The organism is Halomonas profundus (genome assembly GCF_020865425.1).
GTDB lineage: Bacteria > Pseudomonadota > Gammaproteobacteria > Pseudomonadales > Halomonadaceae > Vreelandella > Vreelandella titanicae.
The window spans coordinates 4,735,681-4,753,154 of record NZ_CP086344.1 but is presented as its reverse complement, the minus strand read 5'-3'; the positions used below and the strand labels follow the sequence as shown (position 1 = coordinate 4,753,154).

Annotated in this window: 22 protein-coding genes; 21 read left to right on the top strand and 1 reads right to left on the bottom strand. The window is 58.7% G+C overall.

From position 1 onward, the window contains the following. Positions 1 to 137 precede the first annotated feature (137 nt). From LMS44_RS21595 to LMS44_RS21555, 9 genes are all read left to right on the top strand, one after another. Positions 138 to 1,052 (top strand): cation diffusion facilitator family transporter, encoded by a 915-nt coding sequence (locus LMS44_RS21595; RefSeq protein ID WP_278370167.1) that lies wholly within the window; start codon positions 138 to 140, stop codon positions 1,050 to 1,052. Between the two features lie 101 nt (positions 1,053 to 1,153). Further along, positions 1,154 to 1,831 (top strand): DsbA family protein, encoded by a 678-nt coding sequence (locus LMS44_RS21590; RefSeq protein WP_278370166.1) that lies wholly within the window; start codon positions 1,154 to 1,156, stop codon positions 1,829 to 1,831. A gap of 320 nt (positions 1,832 to 2,151) precedes the next feature. After that, entirely contained in the window at positions 2,152 to 2,319 is a 168-nt protein-coding gene (locus tag LMS44_RS21585; RefSeq protein WP_201304258.1) for a hypothetical protein, read from the top strand. 170 nt (positions 2,320 to 2,489) lie between these two features. After that, the gene (locus tag LMS44_RS21580; protein WP_159177611.1) at positions 2,490 to 3,446 is read left to right on the top strand and encodes a SctD/MshK family protein; all 957 of its coding nucleotides are present in this window, start codon (positions 2,490 to 2,492) and stop codon (positions 3,444 to 3,446) included. Positions 3,447 to 3,462: 16 nt separating this feature from the next. Beyond that, positions 3,463 to 3,876, top strand: coding sequence for a hypothetical protein (locus LMS44_RS21575; protein ID WP_159177610.1), 414 nt, complete (start codon positions 3,463 to 3,465; stop codon positions 3,874 to 3,876). Continuing rightward, positions 3,873 to 4,235 (top strand): type III secretion apparatus assembly chaperone SctY, encoded by a 363-nt coding sequence (sctY, locus tag LMS44_RS21570; protein ID WP_159177609.1) that lies wholly within the window; start codon positions 3,873 to 3,875, stop codon positions 4,233 to 4,235. The genes LMS44_RS21575 and sctY overlap by 4 nt, the downstream gene beginning before the upstream one ends. Next, on the top strand, positions 4,232 to 6,397 hold the full coding sequence (sctV, locus tag LMS44_RS21565) for a type III secretion system export apparatus subunit SctV (protein WP_159177608.1): 2,166 nt from the start codon (positions 4,232 to 4,234) through the stop codon (positions 6,395 to 6,397). Before sctY ends, sctV begins: the two co-directional genes overlap by 4 nt. Positions 6,398 to 6,476: 79 nt before the next feature. Further along, on the top strand, positions 6,477 to 7,772 hold the full coding sequence (locus LMS44_RS21560; RefSeq protein ID WP_159177607.1) for a type II and III secretion system protein family protein: 1,296 nt from the start codon (positions 6,477 to 6,479) through the stop codon (positions 7,770 to 7,772). 17 nt (positions 7,773 to 7,789) lie between these two features. Further along, the gene (locus tag LMS44_RS21555; protein ID WP_051051799.1) at positions 7,790 to 8,230 is read left to right on the top strand and encodes a hypothetical protein; all 441 of its coding nucleotides are present in this window, start codon (positions 7,790 to 7,792) and stop codon (positions 8,228 to 8,230) included. 5 nt (positions 8,231 to 8,235) lie between these two features. Here LMS44_RS21555 and LMS44_RS21550 read toward each other — a convergent pair whose 3' ends face one another. Next, a complete protein-coding gene (locus LMS44_RS21550) occupies positions 8,236 to 9,051 on the bottom strand; it encodes a tetratricopeptide repeat protein (protein ID WP_159177606.1) in 816 nt (271 codons plus the stop codon). Positions 9,052 to 9,217: 166 nt separating this feature from the next. On the opposite strand from LMS44_RS21550, the gene LMS44_RS21545 reads away from it, so the two are divergent. The 12 genes from LMS44_RS21545 to sctT all read left to right on the top strand — a co-directional run bounded on the left by LMS44_RS21545 (position 9,218) and on the right by sctT (position 17,326). Then, a complete protein-coding gene (locus tag LMS44_RS21545) occupies positions 9,218 to 9,808 on the top strand; it encodes a hypothetical protein (RefSeq protein ID WP_278370165.1) in 591 nt (196 codons plus the stop codon). A 34-nt stretch (positions 9,809 to 9,842) separates the two neighbouring features. Continuing rightward, on the top strand, positions 9,843 to 10,034 hold the full coding sequence (locus tag LMS44_RS21540; RefSeq protein WP_035537911.1) for a hypothetical protein: 192 nt from the start codon (positions 9,843 to 9,845) through the stop codon (positions 10,032 to 10,034). Positions 10,035 to 10,125: 91 nt separating this feature from the next. Then, entirely contained in the window at positions 10,126 to 10,563 is a 438-nt protein-coding gene (locus LMS44_RS21535; protein WP_200890270.1) for a hypothetical protein, read from the top strand. A 3-nt stretch (positions 10,564 to 10,566) separates the two neighbouring features. Next, positions 10,567 to 11,391 (top strand): type III secretion system inner membrane ring lipoprotein SctJ, encoded by an 825-nt coding sequence (gene sctJ / locus LMS44_RS21530; RefSeq protein WP_081742567.1) that lies wholly within the window; start codon positions 10,567 to 10,569, stop codon positions 11,389 to 11,391. 9 nt (positions 11,392 to 11,400) lie between these two features. After that, positions 11,401 to 12,084 carry a hypothetical protein gene (locus LMS44_RS21525; RefSeq protein ID WP_278370164.1) on the top strand — a complete coding sequence of 228 codons (684 nt, stop codon included), beginning with the start codon at positions 11,401 to 11,403 and terminating at the stop codon, positions 12,082 to 12,084. Then, positions 12,081 to 12,668 carry a type III secretion system stator protein SctL gene (sctL, locus tag LMS44_RS21520; RefSeq protein WP_278370163.1) on the top strand — a complete coding sequence of 196 codons (588 nt, stop codon included), beginning with the start codon at positions 12,081 to 12,083 and terminating at the stop codon, positions 12,666 to 12,668. Before LMS44_RS21525 ends, sctL begins: the two co-directional genes overlap by 4 nt. Next, positions 12,665 to 14,002, top strand: a complete 1,338-nt coding sequence (locus LMS44_RS21515) for a FliI/YscN family ATPase (RefSeq protein WP_159177603.1) — start codon at positions 12,665 to 12,667, stop codon at positions 14,000 to 14,002. The genes sctL and LMS44_RS21515 overlap by 4 nt, the downstream gene beginning before the upstream one ends. Next, complete coding sequence (locus LMS44_RS21510; protein ID WP_159177602.1) at positions 13,999 to 14,481, top strand: hypothetical protein; 483 nt, start codon at positions 13,999 to 14,001, stop codon at positions 14,479 to 14,481. The genes LMS44_RS21515 and LMS44_RS21510 overlap by 4 nt, the downstream gene beginning before the upstream one ends. After that, positions 14,478 to 15,557: a type III secretion system cytoplasmic ring protein SctQ gene (gene sctQ / locus LMS44_RS21505; RefSeq protein WP_027958375.1), complete on the top strand. Its 1,080-nt coding sequence runs from the start codon at positions 14,478 to 14,480 to the stop codon at positions 15,555 to 15,557. The genes LMS44_RS21510 and sctQ overlap by 4 nt, the downstream gene beginning before the upstream one ends. Further along, the gene (sctR, locus tag LMS44_RS21500; protein ID WP_041159087.1) at positions 15,550 to 16,209 is read left to right on the top strand and encodes a type III secretion system export apparatus subunit SctR; all 660 of its coding nucleotides are present in this window, start codon (positions 15,550 to 15,552) and stop codon (positions 16,207 to 16,209) included. The genes sctQ and sctR overlap by 8 nt, the downstream gene beginning before the upstream one ends. 1 nt (position 16,210) lies before the next feature. Continuing rightward, the gene (locus LMS44_RS21495) at positions 16,211 to 16,480 is read left to right on the top strand and encodes an EscS/YscS/HrcS family type III secretion system export apparatus protein (RefSeq protein WP_027958373.1); all 270 of its coding nucleotides are present in this window, start codon (positions 16,211 to 16,213) and stop codon (positions 16,478 to 16,480) included. Positions 16,481 to 16,498: 18 nt separating this feature from the next. Next, a complete protein-coding gene (gene sctT / locus LMS44_RS21490; RefSeq protein WP_159177601.1) occupies positions 16,499 to 17,326 on the top strand; it encodes a type III secretion system export apparatus subunit SctT in 828 nt (275 codons plus the stop codon). Positions 17,327 to 17,474: the final 148 nt, after the last annotated feature.

Below are 17,474 nucleotides of genomic sequence, written 5' to 3'. Positions count from 1 at the left end.
CAAGCGCGTATCGGCCATCGCCAGGGTAGGCTTTGCCCTCCCGGGGCGAGTGCCAACGGACGACATTCAGGGGTTGAAGCTTTAGTTACTAGAGGTTTTATAGTACCGGGAATGAAAAAACTTAACGAGGTTTATATATGGGACATCATCATGATCATCCCCACATTGATCCTGCCTCTGGCGACCGACGTGTCAGTATTTCCATTTGGGCAAATGGCTTATTAACCATCGCCCAGATCGTCGGCGGTATTATGGCGGGCAGCCTCTCGCTGATCGCTGATGCGCTGCATAATTTTTCTGATATGGCGGCGCTTGTTATTGCCTTTGCTGCGCGCAAGATCGCAAGACGGCCCGCCGATGCGCAAATGACCTTCGGCTATGGCCGAATCGAGATAGTGGCAGCACTGATTAACTACACCACGCTCATTCTCGTTGGCCTCTATCTGATTTACGAAGGTGCCATGCGCATGGTTGAACCGCCAGAGATCCAGGGTTGGTTGGTCGTCATCATTGGTGGCGTCGCTCTTGTTGTCGATGCCCTCACCGCCATGCTTACTTGGTCAATGCAAAAAGGTAGCGTCAATATTCGCACCCTTTTTCTGCATAACCTGTCTGATGCGTTCGCCTCTATCGCCGTAATTATCGGCGGCTCATTAGTTCTGCTCTACGACATGCGCTGGGTAGACCCTGCGATTACGATAGGTATTGCGCTGTATATCCTTTACCTCGCCTTTTCGGAGATTGGGGGGCCTATCCGCACACTGATGCTGGGCTCTCCCCCAGATATTAACGGTCAACTCGTCATTGAAGCCGTGCGTGGTGTCGAAAGTGTCCACGATATTCATCATGTGCACCTATGGCAGATGCAGGAAAACATGGCCGCCCTTGACTGCCACGTGGTCATTACGGAAGCAGGCTGGCAGCAGCTTGAGTCGATTAAGACAAAGATCAAAGAGCAGTTAAAAACGCGCTTCAACATTGTCCATTCCAGCTTAGAGTTTGAGCATATTGATCACGCACATCAGGATGCCAACCTTTATGGGCATGATTGATACACGCTAACGCTGGTATACATAAGCAGTCATTTAGCTTGGTTTGTGCAATAAAATCTTGGCCTAATTTTCCAAATAATCACTGAAATCGAGAGAGACAAATGTTCAAAAAAGCGACTTTTATGCTTGCGGGTACGTTGATGCTGACAACGGCCATCGTGGTGGTATCGAAACCTGCACTGTTGGGCATGCAAGCTGAGGCGGCGAGTGAGGATGCTGGACAGGCCGAGAGCTCCTTGGTGCGTTCACACTCGCCGATCCTGGGGCCGAAAGAGGCACCTGTCACCATTGTGGAATTTTTCGATCCGGCCTGCGAAGCCTGCCGTGCTTTCTATCCTCTCACCAAAAGTATTCTGGAAACCTATCCTGAGCAAGTGCAGCTAATCGTGCGCTACACCCCTTTCCACGGTGAGGTTTCTGATACAGCCATTCGCGTGCTGGAAGTCGCTCGACACCAGGACGTATTCGAACCGGTACTCGAAGCTCTGCTCTCTCGTCAGGATCAATGGGCATCTCATGGCCGTTTCGATGAATCAGCTATCTTGGAGATTGCCAGCCACGCCGGTCTTGACCGAGTTGCCGCTGAGGAGCAACTCAACTCAGCTGAGGTGCAAGCGGTGATTGACCAAGACATGGCAGACGTCAAAACGAATCAGATTCGCCAGACGCCAACCTTTTTTGTCAACGGTGAGCTGCTAGAACCCTTTGGTATGCAGGAGCTGATTGATGTCGTAAAGAGTGAAGTCGAGGAGATATCTGAAGAGGAAAAATCCCAATGAATCAGCGCTGGCTGCTGATGGGGCTTATGAGTTTAAGCCCCGCGCTGGTCGAGGGCGGTTGGCGAGAGCACCTATTTTTGGGGTAAGCGCGGCCAAATTGACTGCCCAATCGGCGTTGTATTCGCCACAAGACAATAAGGCAAATCATTCAACTTTCATTTTACTGACATCGCCTCGTCACTTAATACCCGCAATCTGCTTAATGTTGGATCGTCTTCCTCCTTATGAAACAGCGTCGAAAGAACGATCGAACGGCTTGAGCCTCGGTGCCAAAGGCGCATCATTCAAACGACATTTCTCTAGGATTAAGGAGCAGTAAAATGGCCGATACTCCCCCAGTCGACAATTCTGGCGGCGGTGCTGATTCTGCAATCGCCGACATGAAAGCAGTGTTCGATCAGGCGATCGAGAAGTCCGCAGAAATCACCAAAGTCACGACAGAGAAGAAAACCGAGCTCGACGCTACCAAGCAGCGTCCGCAAAACTGATGCTCGGAAGTCGCGGGCGGCGTCAGTCGCTCGCGGCCTTGTTGTCGTTTCCTGTCCACGCATTCCTGGACGGTAGAGATTTCAAAACCTCGCCCGGATGAATGCCCCTGTATCGAGACATTCGACGGAAGAGCCCCTCCAAGCTTCGTACGACACGGCGAGTTAAGTATATGACTTTATTCACCTCAGCTTCAGCGTCGGTACGCGAAGCCGTTACGACGCTCAAGGTTATCGCAGGCTTGCATCGTGGTGCCTCCATTACGCTCACTGAGCCGGTCTGCTGTATCGGTAGCGACGATTCTACTGATGTCATGCTCGGCGATCCGGGCACTGCACCACACCATATTGTGTTGAGATTCTATGGTCGTTATATCGCTATCGAGGCGCTTGGTGGCGACATCACCATTAATGGCCGTAGTGTCAGCCAGGGCACTGGTTTGCGCTGTGAATTGCCAGCGAAGCTTCATTTCAACGACGTGGCACTTGAGCTTTCACGCCCCCCAACGCCTGCCATATTCCCTGGGCTGCCGACAGTTCCTGTGCGTTGGCGTAAGTGGCTAAATCGCAGTGCCACGCTTGCCGCACTGGTCGTAACGCTGGGAGTACTGGCTTTCTATGAGTTCATCGATGTCAATCAAGCCGACGCCAACATTGGCTATCATCCAGTCACGGCAACGCTTGATGAGCAGCCCCTGGTGAACACTGGCCAGAACGCATCCCAATTGATGGCCGATGCTCGCCCAGGCCCGGTTCAAGCACTGCGTCAGCAACTGGCGGATGCCGGGCTCGCATCGCTTGAGGTCACCGACAGTGGTGACTATATCAGCGTCTCCGGTCAATACGATCCCGACCAGGTGGGTGCTTGGAATGCCACACAGCGTTGGTTCGACCAACATTACGGCAGCCACAATGTGTTGCTGAATGAAGTCAAACAGCGCGAGGCCCCGGTTCGACCCGACCTGCAGTTGCAGGCCGTATGGTTAGGCAAGAACCCGTACGTGATCGACGCTCGTGGACAGCGCCTCTATCCAGGCGCGTCGCTGTCGTCTGGCTGGGTTATTTCCGCTATCGAAACGGATCGAGTGCTGTTGAGCCGTGGCGATGACCAGTTCGCCCTGACACTATAATCCGGCGTATATCGCTATGAAGATCACTGATCGTCTTGTTCCAAGGGATCGTTATCACGTCGCTGGCATTGATCCCGTCAAGCCTAGCGTCGTTGAGAAACCGCCGCAGCGGGACGATACGTTCACGCACGCTGCCAGCGAAGCCCGGCAACGTGGCTCAAACCGCCCGGCGTGGGCTGAGCGCCTCGAAGCACTCGCACGCCCGGAGGCCATTGATCCTGCCAGCTACGCTAACCTTCGCAGCATTGAGCTGCTCCAACACGTAGCTGACAACGTTCTACCTTCGCTGGACGCTGATGATGACATCATGGCGCTGGCGAAGGAGGTGATCGGTGAAGAGATTGATTGGCGCCAGGCATGGGAAGGGCGGATGAGTGAAGCAAGCGCGCTGCCGCTGGACAACATCGTTGATCAGGAGAGCGTGCCATGAGCGATACCGCTGATCGCGATGCCGTCGACCTACTACATTTGATGGGACACCTCTATCTCAAAAGTGGTCAGGTACAGCGCGGGTTGGTATTGCTGCTTATCGCGACACGCATGGCACCGAACCACACCGGCGTGCTGCAGGCGCTGTGCCAGGGGTTCCTTGCCAGCGGCAATGGTCAGCGTGCGCTCAATGTGCTCGACCGGCTCGAGGCCGCCGGTGAACAGGATGACACCATGCAACTCTTGCGTAGCCGCGCCCACTGGGTCAACGGCGAACGTGATACCGCTCGTCGCCTGTGGCGAGAACATCTTGAGCGGCGGCGTCACCCGGGATCCCGGCAGGGAGAGGCCGTAACATGAATAAGCTCCTCGGCCGTCTCAATACCCTGGCGCGTCAGGCGTCCCAGCGCAGTGACGTGATCATCGCCGTTTTCATGGTGCTTGCAGTAGTGATGATGATCATCCCGCTGCCGACGGCGATGGTCGACACGCTGATTGGTATCAATATCGGTTTCAGCCTGCTGATTCTAGTGGTGGCGTTCTATATCTCGCACCCGGTCGAATTCTCCTCACTGCCGCCAATCATTCTGCTTGCCACACTGTTCCGGTTGGCGCTGTCAATCTCCACTACTCGACTGATTCTGCTAGAGGGTGACGCCGGCCAGATCGTTTCCGCCTTCGGCAATTTCGTTATCGCCGGCGAAGTGGTCATCGGCATGGTGGTTTTCCTGATCATTACGGTGGCCCAGTTCCTGGTGATTACCAAGGGCTCGGAGCGCGTAGCGGAAGTGGCGGCGCGTTTTACACTCGATGCCATGCCCGGCAAGCAGATGAGCATCGACAACGACATGCGAAACGGCGACATCGAACCCGCTGAAGCCCGTCGCAGACGCTCGCTGCTGGAGAGCGAGAGCCAGCTCTACGGTGCCATGGATGGGGCGATGAAGTTTGTTAAGGGCGATGCCATTGCTGGCTTGGTGATTCTGTTCGTCAATCTTATCGGTGGGCTGTCGATCGGCATGCTAAAGCACGACATGCCCTTCGGCACGGCGGTGGAAACCTACTCGCTGTTGACCGTCGGCGACGGCCTGATCGCACTGATCCCTGCATTACTGATTTCGGTTGGCGCGGGTACCGTGGTGACCCGCGTTAGCTCCGATAACGCCAGCGATTTGGGCAGTGAGATTGTCGGCCAGCTTGGCAGCAATGCCAAGGCAATGGGTTTGACGTCGGCGGTGCTGTTCTGCGCGGCCTTCGTGCCGGGCTTCCCATCGACCGTCTTTCTGACGTTGTCAGCACTGCTGGGCTTAGCTGCCTTTTTCCTGCATCGCCGTCGCCAGACGGCCGATGCTGAGACGGAGCAAGCAGCGCAGTCCGAAGTCATCTCAGCGCCCCCAGCCGCGGAGATCAACGCCGTGAATGAGGCGATGAACGAAGCACCACCGCCCAATGCCGCCGACGATCCACGCCAGTACCGCGTGATGCTCTGCCTGGCTGCAGGGCTTGTCGATAAGTTATCACTCGACTTACTACGTGAAAGCGTTCAGGCCACCCGCGAAGGTGTTGAACGCGATCTGGGAATTGCCATTCCTCAGGTCGGACTACGCCTGGAACCCGCCCTCAGCGACCAGCGCTTCGCCATTGAGCTGGATGAAGTGCCGGTGCTCAACGGTGAACTACCAGACTCTTCAGTACTGCTCGACGACGATGCCGATGTTTTGGAATTGCTTGAGTTGACCGCCTTCACGCAACCAGCGCTCGTTGGCCGCGGCAGTTGGCAATGGCTTCCTGATGAGGCGACTTCAGAGCTGACGGAAGCCGGGATTCGCTATCGCACGCTGGATCAGGTGCTGGAGCGCTGTCTTGAGCGCACGCTAACGCGTTACGCCGGCGAGTTCGTTGGGATTCAAGAGGCGCGTGCCCTGCTTTACAAGCTGGAAACACACTATGCCGAGCTGGTGACCGAGGCCGTTCGCGTGGTATCGCTACAGAAAATTGCCGATATTTTACGTCGCCTGGTCAGTGAGGGCGTTCCGGTACGCGCAATGCGCACTATTCTCGAAGCCATAGTGACCTGGGGGCCGCAAGAGTCGAGCAGCGCTCGGCTGAGCGACCGGATACGCATTGCCATGGCGCGGCAGATCAGTCACCGCCATGCCCGCAGCGACCGGGTTCTGCCTGCCTGGATCGCGACCCGGCCATTGGAAGAGGCCCTGCGTACCGCCCAGCGAAATAGTGAGAACCAGCCCGTCCGTAGCGGCATGCCGGCACCGCTTTCGCGGGCCTTGAACGGCTGGTTCCAGCAGCAGCTTGAGGTGCTCGATAGCGACCTTCAGCCAGTGGTAGTAGCGGCAAGCGACGTGCGTGCCGCGCTGCAGCAGTGGCTAAAGCAGCACGATATCGATCTTCCGGTCATGGCCTGGCAGGAGATCGCACCGGAATTCAGCCTGCAAGCAATTGCTCAGATACGCCTGCCCAAACCGGTTCCACGCCGGGAAACGGAAACAACCGCCAAGTTGTAACACGCTTGCGAAACAATGGCGCCGTGCGTCGATGATTCAGCACCCATGCAAATCGCTACAACAGGGATGAAGAACAACCGTGATCAGCATAAAACCCGCCGATAGAAACCCTCCCCAGGCTGTCCGGAATTCGACGCTTTGGGTATGGGCGTTACTGCTGTGGTTCGCGGTAATTACTGCCAGCGCTGATGTTTCCGTGGACGCTTCCGGAGGTGCGATGACGCTGGAGACCGGGCAGGGGCGTATCCTGCGCTTCGACCAGGACGTTGCGTCGGTGTTCGTCGCTAACCCTGAAGTTGCCGATGTGCAGGTGGTTTCTTCCGGCGTCATCTATCTCTTCGGCAAACAGGCCGGTGACACCAACCTTATCGCGCTGGGGGCCGACGAGCAGAGCCAAGCCTCGTTGCGGCTGCAGATTCGCGACGATAGTGCGTTGGCTTCTCAGGCGCTACGGGATATCGACGGTGACAGCCAGATCCACTTGCGTATGGCGGGCAACCAACTGGTGGCCGAGGGCAGCAGCCCCACGGTCGAGAGCGCCATGGCCACGCAATCGACCCTTGATGCCCAGGCGCCGGCCGGCGGTAGCATCAATCGCTCGACTTACGACGGCGCCACTCAGATCAACATTCGGGTGCGCTTCGCCGAAGTCGCCCGGGATGAACTGCTCAGCTATGGAGTCAGTTGGAATACGCTGATCAACAACGGCTCGTTCTCTTTCGGTGTGCTCACCAGCAATATCGCCCCCAGTCCCATCGGTGGGGGTACCGATAGCATCGACGGTTTACTCCAGGCGCTACAGCAGAACAATCTGCTGCAGATCCTCGCCGAACCCAACATCACCACCGTCTCAGGGCAGACGGCGAGCTTCCTTGCTGGCGGCGAGATTCCTATACCGGTACCGGTTAACAGCGAACTGGTGGGTATCGAGTACAAACAGTTCGGTGTCTCGCTGCTGAGCACGCCAACGCTACTGCCTAACGGCCGCATCTCGATGGAAGTCCGCCCCGAAGTCAGCAGCATTGCCAGCGATAGTGTCCGTATTGGTGGCTATGACGTTCCGTCGCTTCAAGTTCGGCGCGCCGATACCGTAGTCGAGGTGGGTAGCGGGCAGACCTTTGCTATCGCCGGCCTGTTTCAACGCCAGGCGAGCAACCAGATCGAACGAATCCCGCTCCTCGGTGATATGCCGATTCTGGGCAATCTATTTCGATCACGACGTTTTCAGCGTAACGAGACCGAGCTGGTCATCCTGATCACCCCCTATCTGGTGGCGCCATCCTCCGCGCCGGTACCCAGAATGCCGCTGGATCGGGCACAGGTCAGCCGTAATCCCCAACTCGAAGATGACCCATTCGGATTCTATCTGCAATGAGTAGAGGCAACGTTTGCATGTCGCAGCTATTTACCTATTGGACGCGTACGGCTTCACGCCTTGGGCTCTGTTTGGTGGCGTTGCTGCTGGCCGGCTGCCAGTCCTCGATGGGGCCGATGGGCTGGGATACCGGGTACCGTCAAGTGACGACTGCCGCGGCGACTAACGCCCCCCATGAAGCAACGATCATGCCGCGTCTCTGCCAGGCTGGGCCTGACGATGCAGAGCGAGTCGGGCTGCCACCCGGCTGCGCCAACGACTTCAATCTGCAGCAGATGATCGTTGAGCCACAAGATTTGGTAAGGGGAAGAGCAATGGGGCCCGCCATGGGCGCGCCGGTAGCAGATGCCGCGAATGAGTATCTAAACGGCCGCGAACGTGCCAACCAGCGTCGTTCGCTATTGGAGCAGGAAGCGCGCAATGCCATGGGCACCAACGCCACTACCAGTGATCTGTGACGGTATTAGTTAGAGGCTGATGCCAACCCGAGTGCCCGGGCGCGAGCGGCGGCATCGGGCAGCGTTGCTATGTGCTCGGCACTGGCTATCAGGGAAAGTCGGTTGGCCGCTGATAGGTCGGGGATATCGACTTGCTGTGCCTCATCGCTACGCCCGGCCAGTACCAGCACAAGAATCAGGTTGCGGAAATGGCGTTCCTCTGCCAGCGGGGAGTCCGTAATGCGCTGCATGTTCGCGATGGCCTGGGTATTTTCGCCGGCTAACGCTTCAGCTAGCGCCAGGTTGGCCTGAGCGTCGAGATCACGCGGCTCGAGCGCTACGGCGTTAGCAAACGCACTGGCCGCTCGGGCGGGCTGACCGGCCAGCGCTTGGGCGGCGCCAAGACGGCTCCAGGCTGCCACGCTGTCCAATTCGGGCGCCGCCAGGGAAAGGTTGCGCAGGGCGCTTTCCGGTTGACCTAGGCGCAGTTGGGCCGTCCCGAGGCCGAGTAATGCTGGCGCGAAGTGGATGTCTTCGGCAAGCGCGGCACGAAACGCCTCAGCGGCTGCCTGGGGCTCGCCACTGGCAAGCAGTGCATTGCCCAGGCGAACCTGAATATCTGCGGAGGGGCCGTTCTGCTCCAGGGCGCGCTCGTACATCGCGGCGGCGGTCGCATGGTCGCCTTGCTGATCGACATCTTTGGCCAAGTTTAGCAGGCGACCTTCATCGATCTCGACAGGCGTCGCAGCGCAGGCTGACAGTAGCAGGCTCAGTATCAGGCTTGGCCCGGCGACGAACGCAGGTCGGCTCATGCTGGGCAAAAACGTACAAAATTCCTTCATCCGTGACTCAGTCCAGAGGGTTAGGAAATGAAAATCAGTGTACCGGAGAAACCAGGCTTGGGGCAGCAGGGATATGGATGAAGCGTGATGCGTGTTTACCCCAGAAGGGCAAAAACTCAAAAAGACAGATTGCCCGTCACTCAACTGTCATCGGGGGGTGGGTAGGATGATGGCAGATAGGTGGAAGCACCCCTGGCTGGGCCATCTTGTGATGCTGGTGCTCGGTTGTTGTTTGCCAGACAGCCCCACGCTGGCCGCCGAGGCGCCTTGGGCGGATCGTGAATATCGCTACATTGTGATTGAACAAAGCGTGCGTGATGTGTTGCAGGAGTTTGGTCGCAACCTGTCCCTGCCCGTTGAGGTCAGCGACGCGGTGGATGGTGAGGTGCGTGGTGATATCCGCGCCAGCACCGCTGGCGAGTTCCTCGAACAGGTCTGCGAATCCAATGGCCTGGCATGGTTTTACGATGGCTACGTACTGCATGTCGCCGCCCGACAGGAGCTGAGCCGCCGGAGGTTTGAACTCACGGATGTCGATGTACCACGCCTGCGCGCGGAGATTACCCAGGCACAGGTCGGCAAGCCGTTGAGCGCAATGATTAATGCAGAGCACGACAGTCTTGAAGTGATGGGGCCACCCGCCTGGATAGCGGACATAGCCCAACGGGTCGACGCGTTGCGCCAGCCGAGTGCGCCGTCGATCCCCGCTGAAGTTAAGGTCTTTCGAGGCAGTGTGGCCCAGCCGCCTGGCTCGTGAGTGAGCAAGCGATGAAACCCACAGGAGGCAGTCCATGGCTATCGATCCCGTCAGCAGTAGTAACCCGGCAACAGAGTCACTCCCTGATTCCCAGGCCTTCGACGACGCCGTCGATAACGCGAAGCTGCAGGAAACAATGGTCGAGGGAATGGTCAAGGTCGGCGGGCAGATGATTCTGATGCCGATGATGAACAATATTCTCAAGGAAGCACAGTCCGACGAGTAATGACGAGGGCGCGACCCAAACCGCGGTGTTCGCGCCTTTCTCATTCTATGCGGCGGGCTCTGTTCTGTAAGGAGCTATTGCGACGAGGTGAATGATGACTCCCGTGACACCACCGGGCAGCGGTGCGCTAACTCCGACACCCATGCCAGAGGTTAGCGCCGATACGTTGGCATCACAGAATATTTTCGAACATATGACACAGCAAGCCGGTTCATCTTTATCGGGGGCCAGCCCCAGTGAGCTGGGGTCAAGTCTGCTCAACAACCTTGATGGCTTTATTGACCGAGTCAATAACTTCGCTCAGCAGGCTAAGACTCCCGATGTGCAAACACCTGATCGTTTAGCTCAGGTGATGCCCCAGAGCGTGCCCGACGCTGGCGACACGCCACCCGCCTTGGGGGATGACAAGCTGGCGCAAGTCGTCGAATCGCTGGGGCGTGTTTTTGATCACTCCATCGAAACCACCATGATCGTTCGCGGCGCCACTCAGGTTTCGGGGTCGGCGAATACCTTGCTAAAAGGCCAATGACACTTGCACTTTAATAAACAATTCGACGGCAAGCAGCAAGTGTCACAACGCAGGTGGCGTAACGCCCTGCGGGGCATGGTGTTTCTGGTAATGGCGCTGCTGCTTCAGGCCTGCGACACCGATCTCTACACTAACCTCGACGAGCGCGAGGCGAATATCATCGTGGCAACGCTGGCCCGCAACGGCATACCTGCCGCACGTCAGGCACAGGACGAAGGCCAAATGACCGTCACGGTCAGTGAGGAGCGCTTCGCCGAGGCGGTAGAGATACTCGATCGTGCTGGGCTGCCGGAACAGAAATTCGCCAACATGGGGGATATCTTTCAGGGCAATGGGCTGGTGTCGTCTCCCGTGCAGGAACGCGCTCAGATGATCTTTGCGTTGAGTCAGGAGCTCTCGCACACCGTGTCTCAGATCGACGGCGTACTCTCGGCGCGGGTTCATGTTGTGCTGCCGGACAATGATTTGCTACAGCAGAACAGTACGCCGTCTTCGGCTTCGGTCTTCGTTCGCTACATTCCATCGCTTGAGATCGCCCCACTGATTCCACAGATCAAGACGCTGGTAGCCAATGGTATTGCTGGCCTCTCCTACGACAAGGTCTCGGTGGTGCCTGTTGTCTCTGCTATTCCCGAGGAAATGGACACGCTGCCGCAGCCGATGATGGGCTCATTTCTGGGTGTCGCGATGCCAGCGTCCAGCGTTTCCCGTATCGGCTGGATCATCGGTCTGCTGAGCGTTGCGGTGATCGGGCTTGCCGGTGCGGTGTGCTGGTTGGTCTGGCGTCAGCGTCGCCAGCGTCCCTATTCATTGACGACAGCGCCATGAGACAGCTCCATGAATAGTGCCTCTAAACGCGCTAGCGAATCGACCGCACCGGTCTCTGGTATCGAGACGGATATCGAGCCTGCTATCGAACCACCGGTACGGGTTGCTCTCGACCACTGGGTTGACTGCCTGGACGGCATTGCCGCCGACGCGATGCTGCGCCGTTGGTGCACTCAGCCGCGCTTTCGCCAGCGCTTGCTTGCCCGCCTGCAGCGCCGTCATCAACTCACCTCTATCGCGGAACAGCCGCTAATGGATGCCGCCGACCAGGCGCTATGTCAGCTGGACAGCGATGATTTTACCGCCTGCGCCCGTGCCGCTGGAGTGATCATTCACGCCAATGCCTTTGTGCGCGAAATTCATGCGCCGCGAGTTGCGGCACTCAAACAGTGTTTCGGCTCTGAGCTCTATTCCCTGGCGCTTACCCATCGTGACCACGCCAGTACCGAAGCCTGCGCTGAGGATGATCTCGACGCGCTGGAGGCCGCTGTCGAGCACGATGGTCGACGCTGCTTGGAGCGATGGTGGCAAGCGCAAACGGTGGCGTTGCGTGCCTGGCTACGGCTGGGGTGGGCTGGCCAGTTTGAGGAGCCTGAAACGATCGCAGCAGATACCGCAGCTGTTGATATTGCCCGCTTGGCCGCTACACACGGCCTCTTCCAAGCCGCCGATAAAGAGCGAGCAGGGATATGAATTCACTGCCACCACGCCCCGGGAAGATCATCCTGCGCGCAGAGGAGGCCAACGCTTGGGTCGATGGCTACGCTTTTCTCGAGCGGGCGCGTCAGCGAGCCGATGATCAAGAGGCCTTCATTCGTCGCGCCCGCGAAGAGGGCCATGCCGAAGGCTTTGAAGCCGGTCGCCGCGATGGTGAAGCCCGCGCCGCTGAGCTACTGGCCAGCACCCAGCGTGACGTCAAACGTTATCTCGACGGGCTCGGCCCCGAGCTGGCCGAACTGTCGCTGACTCTGATACGGCGTATTCTCGGCGAGTTCGACGATGTAGAACTCATCACTCGCTGCGTACGCCATGCCCTGAGCGAGTGGCGCCATGAACACCTTATCCGTATTCGTGTTGCACCGCCGCTAGAGGCGCGAGTCGCCGAGTCTCTCGCCGCGTATTCGCCTGCGACGGCCGACTATCAGGTCGAGGCCGACGCTCAATTGGCGCCAGGTCAGTGTTTGCTGGTGAGCCCCATCGCGGTTATGGACATCGGCCTGGAAGCGCAGCTCGAGGCACTGCGGCGTGCCTTGCGGGATGATTGGGAGGGTGCATGAGCGCGAATGCGTTCGGGGATCTGCTGCCGCGGCTCGGCGAACGTTTTGCCCTAGCCCAAACTCGCCCCGTCAATGGCCGGGTACGCCGCATTCGCGGTTTGTTGGTTTACGCTAGCCTCGAAGGTGCTGGCATTGGCGAGCTTTGCTACCTGCGCGATCCCGTCAGCGGTCGCCGTGTCGCCGCGGAGGTGATCGGCTTCGAAGAGGAGAACGTCGTGCTCTCGCCGATTGGCGAGCTCCAGGGACTGTCGACCCGCAGTGAAGTAATTGCCACTGGCGGTGCCCAGGGTGTGGCCGTGGGCGATGCTCTGCTCGGTCGCGTCATCAGCCCGCTCGGCGACTGGCTTGATGGTCGCACTGCACCAGCGCCCGGCTCGCTGCGCCATTACCCTGTTCATGCCGAGCCCCCCGCGCCGCTGTCCCGCCAGTTGATCGAGCAACCGCTGGCACTCGGGGTGCGTGCTATCGATGGCCTCAATACCGTTGCCCGCGGCCAGCGCGTCGGGTTATTTGGCGAAGCCGGCGTCGGTAAGTCATCGCTACTTTCGGCCATCGTCCGTGGCAGTAGTGCAGAGATCGTGGTACTGGGGCTGGTGGGCGAGCGCGGCCGGGAAGTCCGCGAGTTGCTTGATGTGCAGCTGGGTGCCGACGCGCGCCAGCGCACGGTATGCGTCGTGTCCACGTCTGATCGACCGGCGATCGAGCGCGCCCGTGCTGCCATGGTGGCGACCAGCGTGGCGGAGTATTTCCGCGATCAGGGGCGCGATGTGCTGTTGTTGGTCGACAGTCTTACCCGCTTCGCCCGCGCCCAGCGCGAGATCGGACTGGCTGCCGGTGAACCGCCGACGCGTCGTGGTTACCCGCCTTCACTGTTTGCGGCGCTGCCCCGTTTACTCGAACGCGCCGGGCCCGGTGGCGCGTCGGGAGGCACCATTACGGCAATCTATACGGTATTGACCGAGGGCGATGGCATGCTGGATCCGGTGGCCGAGGAGGCCCGGGCCATTCTTGACGGTCACATCGTTCTGAGCGCCGATCTCGCCCGCCGTGACCACTTTCCAGCCATTGATATCCTCGCCAGCCGCAGCCGCTTGATGGAAAACGTTGCCAATGCTGAGCATCGCCGTGATGCCGGCAAAATGCGTGAGTTGATGGCGCGTTATCGCGATGTCGAGCTGCTACTGCAAGTGGGCGAGTACCGGGAAGGTAGCGACGCCGCCACGGATGAGGCGATTCATAAACGTGCTGAGGTTGAGGCGTTCCTACGCCAATCCCGTGACGACCACAGCGCCTTTGAAGACACCTTGAAACAGTTAAGGGAGGTCGTCCAATGACGTCGCAACGTCAGCTTGACCGGCTGATGCAGCTTCGGCGCCAGCGTACGCGTCTCGCCGAGGAAGCCCTGGCGGCAGAGCAACGCAACTGTCGGGAGTTCGAGGCTCACTGCCAGACACTCGGGCAGGCCCTGGAGCACCACCAATACCAAGCAGTTCAGCGCGAGCAGGCGCTGTTCGAACAGGGTGAACAACGACCGCTGAACGCCGAGGATCTGGCCGGTTGGCAGCAAACACTTGTCGACGATGCCGCCCACCATGCGGTATTGCTTGAGCAGCATGAAAGCAGCACCCAGTCCCTTCGGGCCGCTGAGCGAGAGCGCGAATACCGTGCTACGGAATGGGCGCACCGGTTACGCGCCCAGCGTGCGCTGGAGCAACTCCAGACTTGTCAGGGGCAGGAGCGGGCGGTCAAGGCCGAGCATCTGGCCGAACTGGAGATGGAAGAGAGCCGGATCGGCCGGGCAGGTGAAGTATGACTGCCTTCAGCTCAACCGTTCGCGCGGAAGTGACGCCAGTGCCGCTAACCCTGACGCACTATGATGCCGAAACGCTAACCCTGCATAACGCGCTGCATCGTTCTCGACAGCCGCTGACTTTCGGTTGGCATGGGCGTTCTGCCAGCTTGTACCTGATGCCGGAAGCGGCGGAGGTCACCGCTGACATGACCGTCGCGGTATGCCTCGGCAACGAGCAACTGGCCTTGAGCGCCAGTTGGCGGACATTCGACCATCTCAGTGAGCACCCTGATCGCAGGCGCTCTATGGAGGACGTCGATGCGGAGCTGGCCGCGATGTGGCTGGAGGCGGTGTGGTTGGCGTGGCTTGAACCGCTGGAGGCGACACTGGGTGTCGATATCCGTGTGCAGCCCGCCGACCTGCATGGTCGAACGGCAAACCCGATCCACATCACTCTGGCCTTCGAGCTCGACGGCGATGTTCATCCGCTGCGTGTGGGGCTCTCGGCCGCTACTGCCAAACACTTGCTGCCCCTGTTTGATCGCTATTTCCCCACGCAGCCCGCGATGGCGAGCAGCGTAATGGTGATGTTGAGCCTAATGGCCGGAGCCCAGACATTGACCCTGGGGGAGTGGCGCAGCCTTCGCCCAGGCGATGTGGTTATGCTCGAGTCATTCGCCACTAGCGACGATCCCAATGGCGCAACGTTGAACGTTGGCGACCGGTTTAGCGTCGGCGTCAGCTTAAGCGCCGATAGCGTGTGCCTTAAAGGCCCGCTGACCTCTCTTACCTCTTCCCAAGCGTCGAACCCACCATTCGAGAACCTTATGAGCGAACCCCCCGTGGATAACCCAAACCTGGATGATCTGCCCGTCCGCCTGACTTGTGAAATGGGCAAACTGGAGATGTCGCTCGGCGAGCTGCGCGCGTTGGGCGAAGGCAGCGTACTGCCGATGCAGCGTCGACCTGAGCAGGCGGTTGACCTAATCGTCAACGGCCGCTGCATGGGGCATGGCCGCCTGGTGATGATCGGTGACAGCATCGGGGTGCAGATCGAGAGGCTCGCGCTCGATGAAGGGCACGCCGGGGATGAGTGAATTTCAGCCTAACTTGATCGCCATCATCATTGTCGTTGCGACCATCGGCCTGGTGCCATTGGCGGTGGTGACCATGACGGGCTTTCTCAAAATTGCCGTGGTGCTGTTCTTGATCCGTAACGCCCTCGGCGTGCAGCAGACGCCGCCTAACCTGGTGCTCTATGGCATTGCCTTGATTCTTACCGTCTACATCACCACGCCGCTGGTCGGCGATATGCTTCATCAGTTCGAGCAGCGACCCGCAGGGATGGGCAGTGTCGAGGAGATCAAACAAACCGGCGAGGCGCTGCGTGGGCCCTTGCAGGATTACCTTTCTCGCTATGCCAGCGAACGCGAGCGGGCTTTTTTCATTGATGCGACCCGTACGCTATGGTCGGAGGAAGCCCGCAGCGACCTTCAGGACGACGACTTAGTGGTGCTTATTCCTGCCTTCGTGAGCTCGGAGTTGACCCGTGCTTTCGAGATCGGTTTTTTGCTCTATATCCCGTTTCTGGTGATCGACTTGATCGTCTCCAATGTGCTGATGGCAATGGGCATGATGATGGTCTCACCCACGTTAATATCAACTCCTCTCAAGATATTTCTGTTCGTTGCCGTGGACGGCTGGTCACGGCTAATGCACGGCTTGATTCTTAGCTATGGTGGAGGCTGAGATGAACGACGATATCTTTCTCTCACTGATGCAGAACGCGCTGTGGACGGCGCTACTGGTGTCGGCGCCGGCGCTACTGGTGGCGATTATGGTCGGGTTCGGGGTCGGTCTACTGCAGGCGTTGACGCAGATTCAGGATCAGACGCTGCCGCAAGCCGTCAAGCTGGTTGCCGTACTGCTGGTGCTGATCATCGCCGGGCCGCTACTGGCCGGGCCCGTCGTCAACATCACCGATCAGGTGTTGAACAACTTTCCAGCCTGGTCTCGTTGAGCCGGGCCGGCGTCGCTTATGCATTACGACGACTTCGCCCGCTTCCTAACCGATTTCGCCTATCCAATGATCGCGGCGGCAGCGGTCGGCGTGGCACGGGCGCTAGGCATGGTGCTGGTCACCCCAGCGTTTAATCGCCTGGGGCTGACCGGCATGATCCGTTCGGCAGTGGCGGTGACGATCTCGATTCCGCTGATGGTGCCGTTATTCGATGCCATGGTGAATGCCGAACAGCTATCAAGCTTCACCCTTACCGGCATGGTCATCAAGGAGTTGCTGATTGGCGTTGTCATCGGGCTGGTCTTTGGTGTTCCGTTCTGGGCCGCGGAAGTGGCTGGCGAACTCATCGACCTGCAGCGCGGCTCAACCATGGCGCAGATACTCGATCCCATGGGCTCAACGGAGTCCGGCGTTACCGCGACGCTGTTGACCGTGACGTTGTTGGCGCTGTTCTTCCTTACCGGCGGCTTTATGCTGCTGCTCGGCGGCTTTTATCGCAGCTATTCGTTGTGGCCAGCGGTGAATTTCACACCGCTGATGACCGAAGCGTCGGCGCTGGCGCTACTTGGCCTGCTCGACCAGGTGATGCAGATTGGTGTGTTGATGATAGCGCCGCTGGTCATCGCGCTTCTGGTCGCAGATTTGATGCTCGCCTACCTCGCGCGTATGGCGCCCAACCTGCACGTCTTTGACCTGTCACTCCCTATCAAGAACCTGTTGTTTGCATTCTTGATGCTGGTCTACGTCATTTTTCTGATCCCCTTTATGCTGGAGCACCTTGATGCCGCCAATCTCTATATGGAACGCCTAGAAGCCATATTGGGCACTATGGGGGGAACGCGGTGACAACAGGGGGGCGCGGGGTACTTTGAAAAGAGGGTATCAAAGCAGCATCACAAAGTTGCCATTAGAGTGTCACGCAGTCTCTTCAGACTGGTTTTCCGTCAGTGAAATTGGGCTTCTCGTTGCCTGCCCCATCAGCTTGCGCTAACCG

Coding starts and splice junctions, on each gene's coding strand:
- LMS44_RS21595 (WP_278370167.1), top strand. CDS start 138: ATGGGACATCATCATGATCATCCCCACATTGATCCTGCCTCTGGCGAC.
- LMS44_RS21590 (WP_278370166.1), top strand. CDS start 1,154: ATGTTCAAAAAAGCGACTTTTATGCTTGCGGGTACGTTGATGCTGACA.
- LMS44_RS21585 (WP_201304258.1), top strand. CDS start 2,152: ATGGCCGATACTCCCCCAGTCGACAATTCTGGCGGCGGTGCTGATTCT.
- LMS44_RS21580 (WP_159177611.1), top strand. CDS start 2,490: ATGACTTTATTCACCTCAGCTTCAGCGTCGGTACGCGAAGCCGTTACG.
- LMS44_RS21575 (WP_159177610.1), top strand. CDS start 3,463: ATGAAGATCACTGATCGTCTTGTTCCAAGGGATCGTTATCACGTCGCT.
- sctY (WP_159177609.1), top strand. CDS start 3,873: ATGAGCGATACCGCTGATCGCGATGCCGTCGACCTACTACATTTGATG.
- sctV (WP_159177608.1), top strand. CDS start 4,232: ATGAATAAGCTCCTCGGCCGTCTCAATACCCTGGCGCGTCAGGCGTCC.
- LMS44_RS21555 (WP_051051799.1), top strand. CDS start 7,790: ATGTCGCAGCTATTTACCTATTGGACGCGTACGGCTTCACGCCTTGGG.
- LMS44_RS21550 (WP_159177606.1), bottom strand. CDS start 9,051: ATGAAGGAATTTTGTACGTTTTTGCCCAGCATGAGCCGACCTGCGTTC.
- LMS44_RS21545 (WP_278370165.1), top strand. CDS start 9,218: ATGATGGCAGATAGGTGGAAGCACCCCTGGCTGGGCCATCTTGTGATG.
- LMS44_RS21540 (WP_035537911.1), top strand. CDS start 9,843: ATGGCTATCGATCCCGTCAGCAGTAGTAACCCGGCAACAGAGTCACTC.
- LMS44_RS21535 (WP_200890270.1), top strand. CDS start 10,126: ATGATGACTCCCGTGACACCACCGGGCAGCGGTGCGCTAACTCCGACA.
- LMS44_RS21525 (WP_278370164.1), top strand. CDS start 11,401: ATGAATAGTGCCTCTAAACGCGCTAGCGAATCGACCGCACCGGTCTCT.
- sctL (WP_278370163.1), top strand. CDS start 12,081: ATGAATTCACTGCCACCACGCCCCGGGAAGATCATCCTGCGCGCAGAG.
- LMS44_RS21515 (WP_159177603.1), top strand. CDS start 12,665: ATGAGCGCGAATGCGTTCGGGGATCTGCTGCCGCGGCTCGGCGAACGT.
- LMS44_RS21510 (WP_159177602.1), top strand. CDS start 13,999: ATGACGTCGCAACGTCAGCTTGACCGGCTGATGCAGCTTCGGCGCCAG.
- sctQ (WP_027958375.1), top strand. CDS start 14,478: ATGACTGCCTTCAGCTCAACCGTTCGCGCGGAAGTGACGCCAGTGCCG.
- sctR (WP_041159087.1), top strand. CDS start 15,550: ATGAGTGAATTTCAGCCTAACTTGATCGCCATCATCATTGTCGTTGCG.
- LMS44_RS21495 (WP_027958373.1), top strand. CDS start 16,211: ATGAACGACGATATCTTTCTCTCACTGATGCAGAACGCGCTGTGGACG.
- sctT (WP_159177601.1), top strand. CDS start 16,499: ATGCATTACGACGACTTCGCCCGCTTCCTAACCGATTTCGCCTATCCA.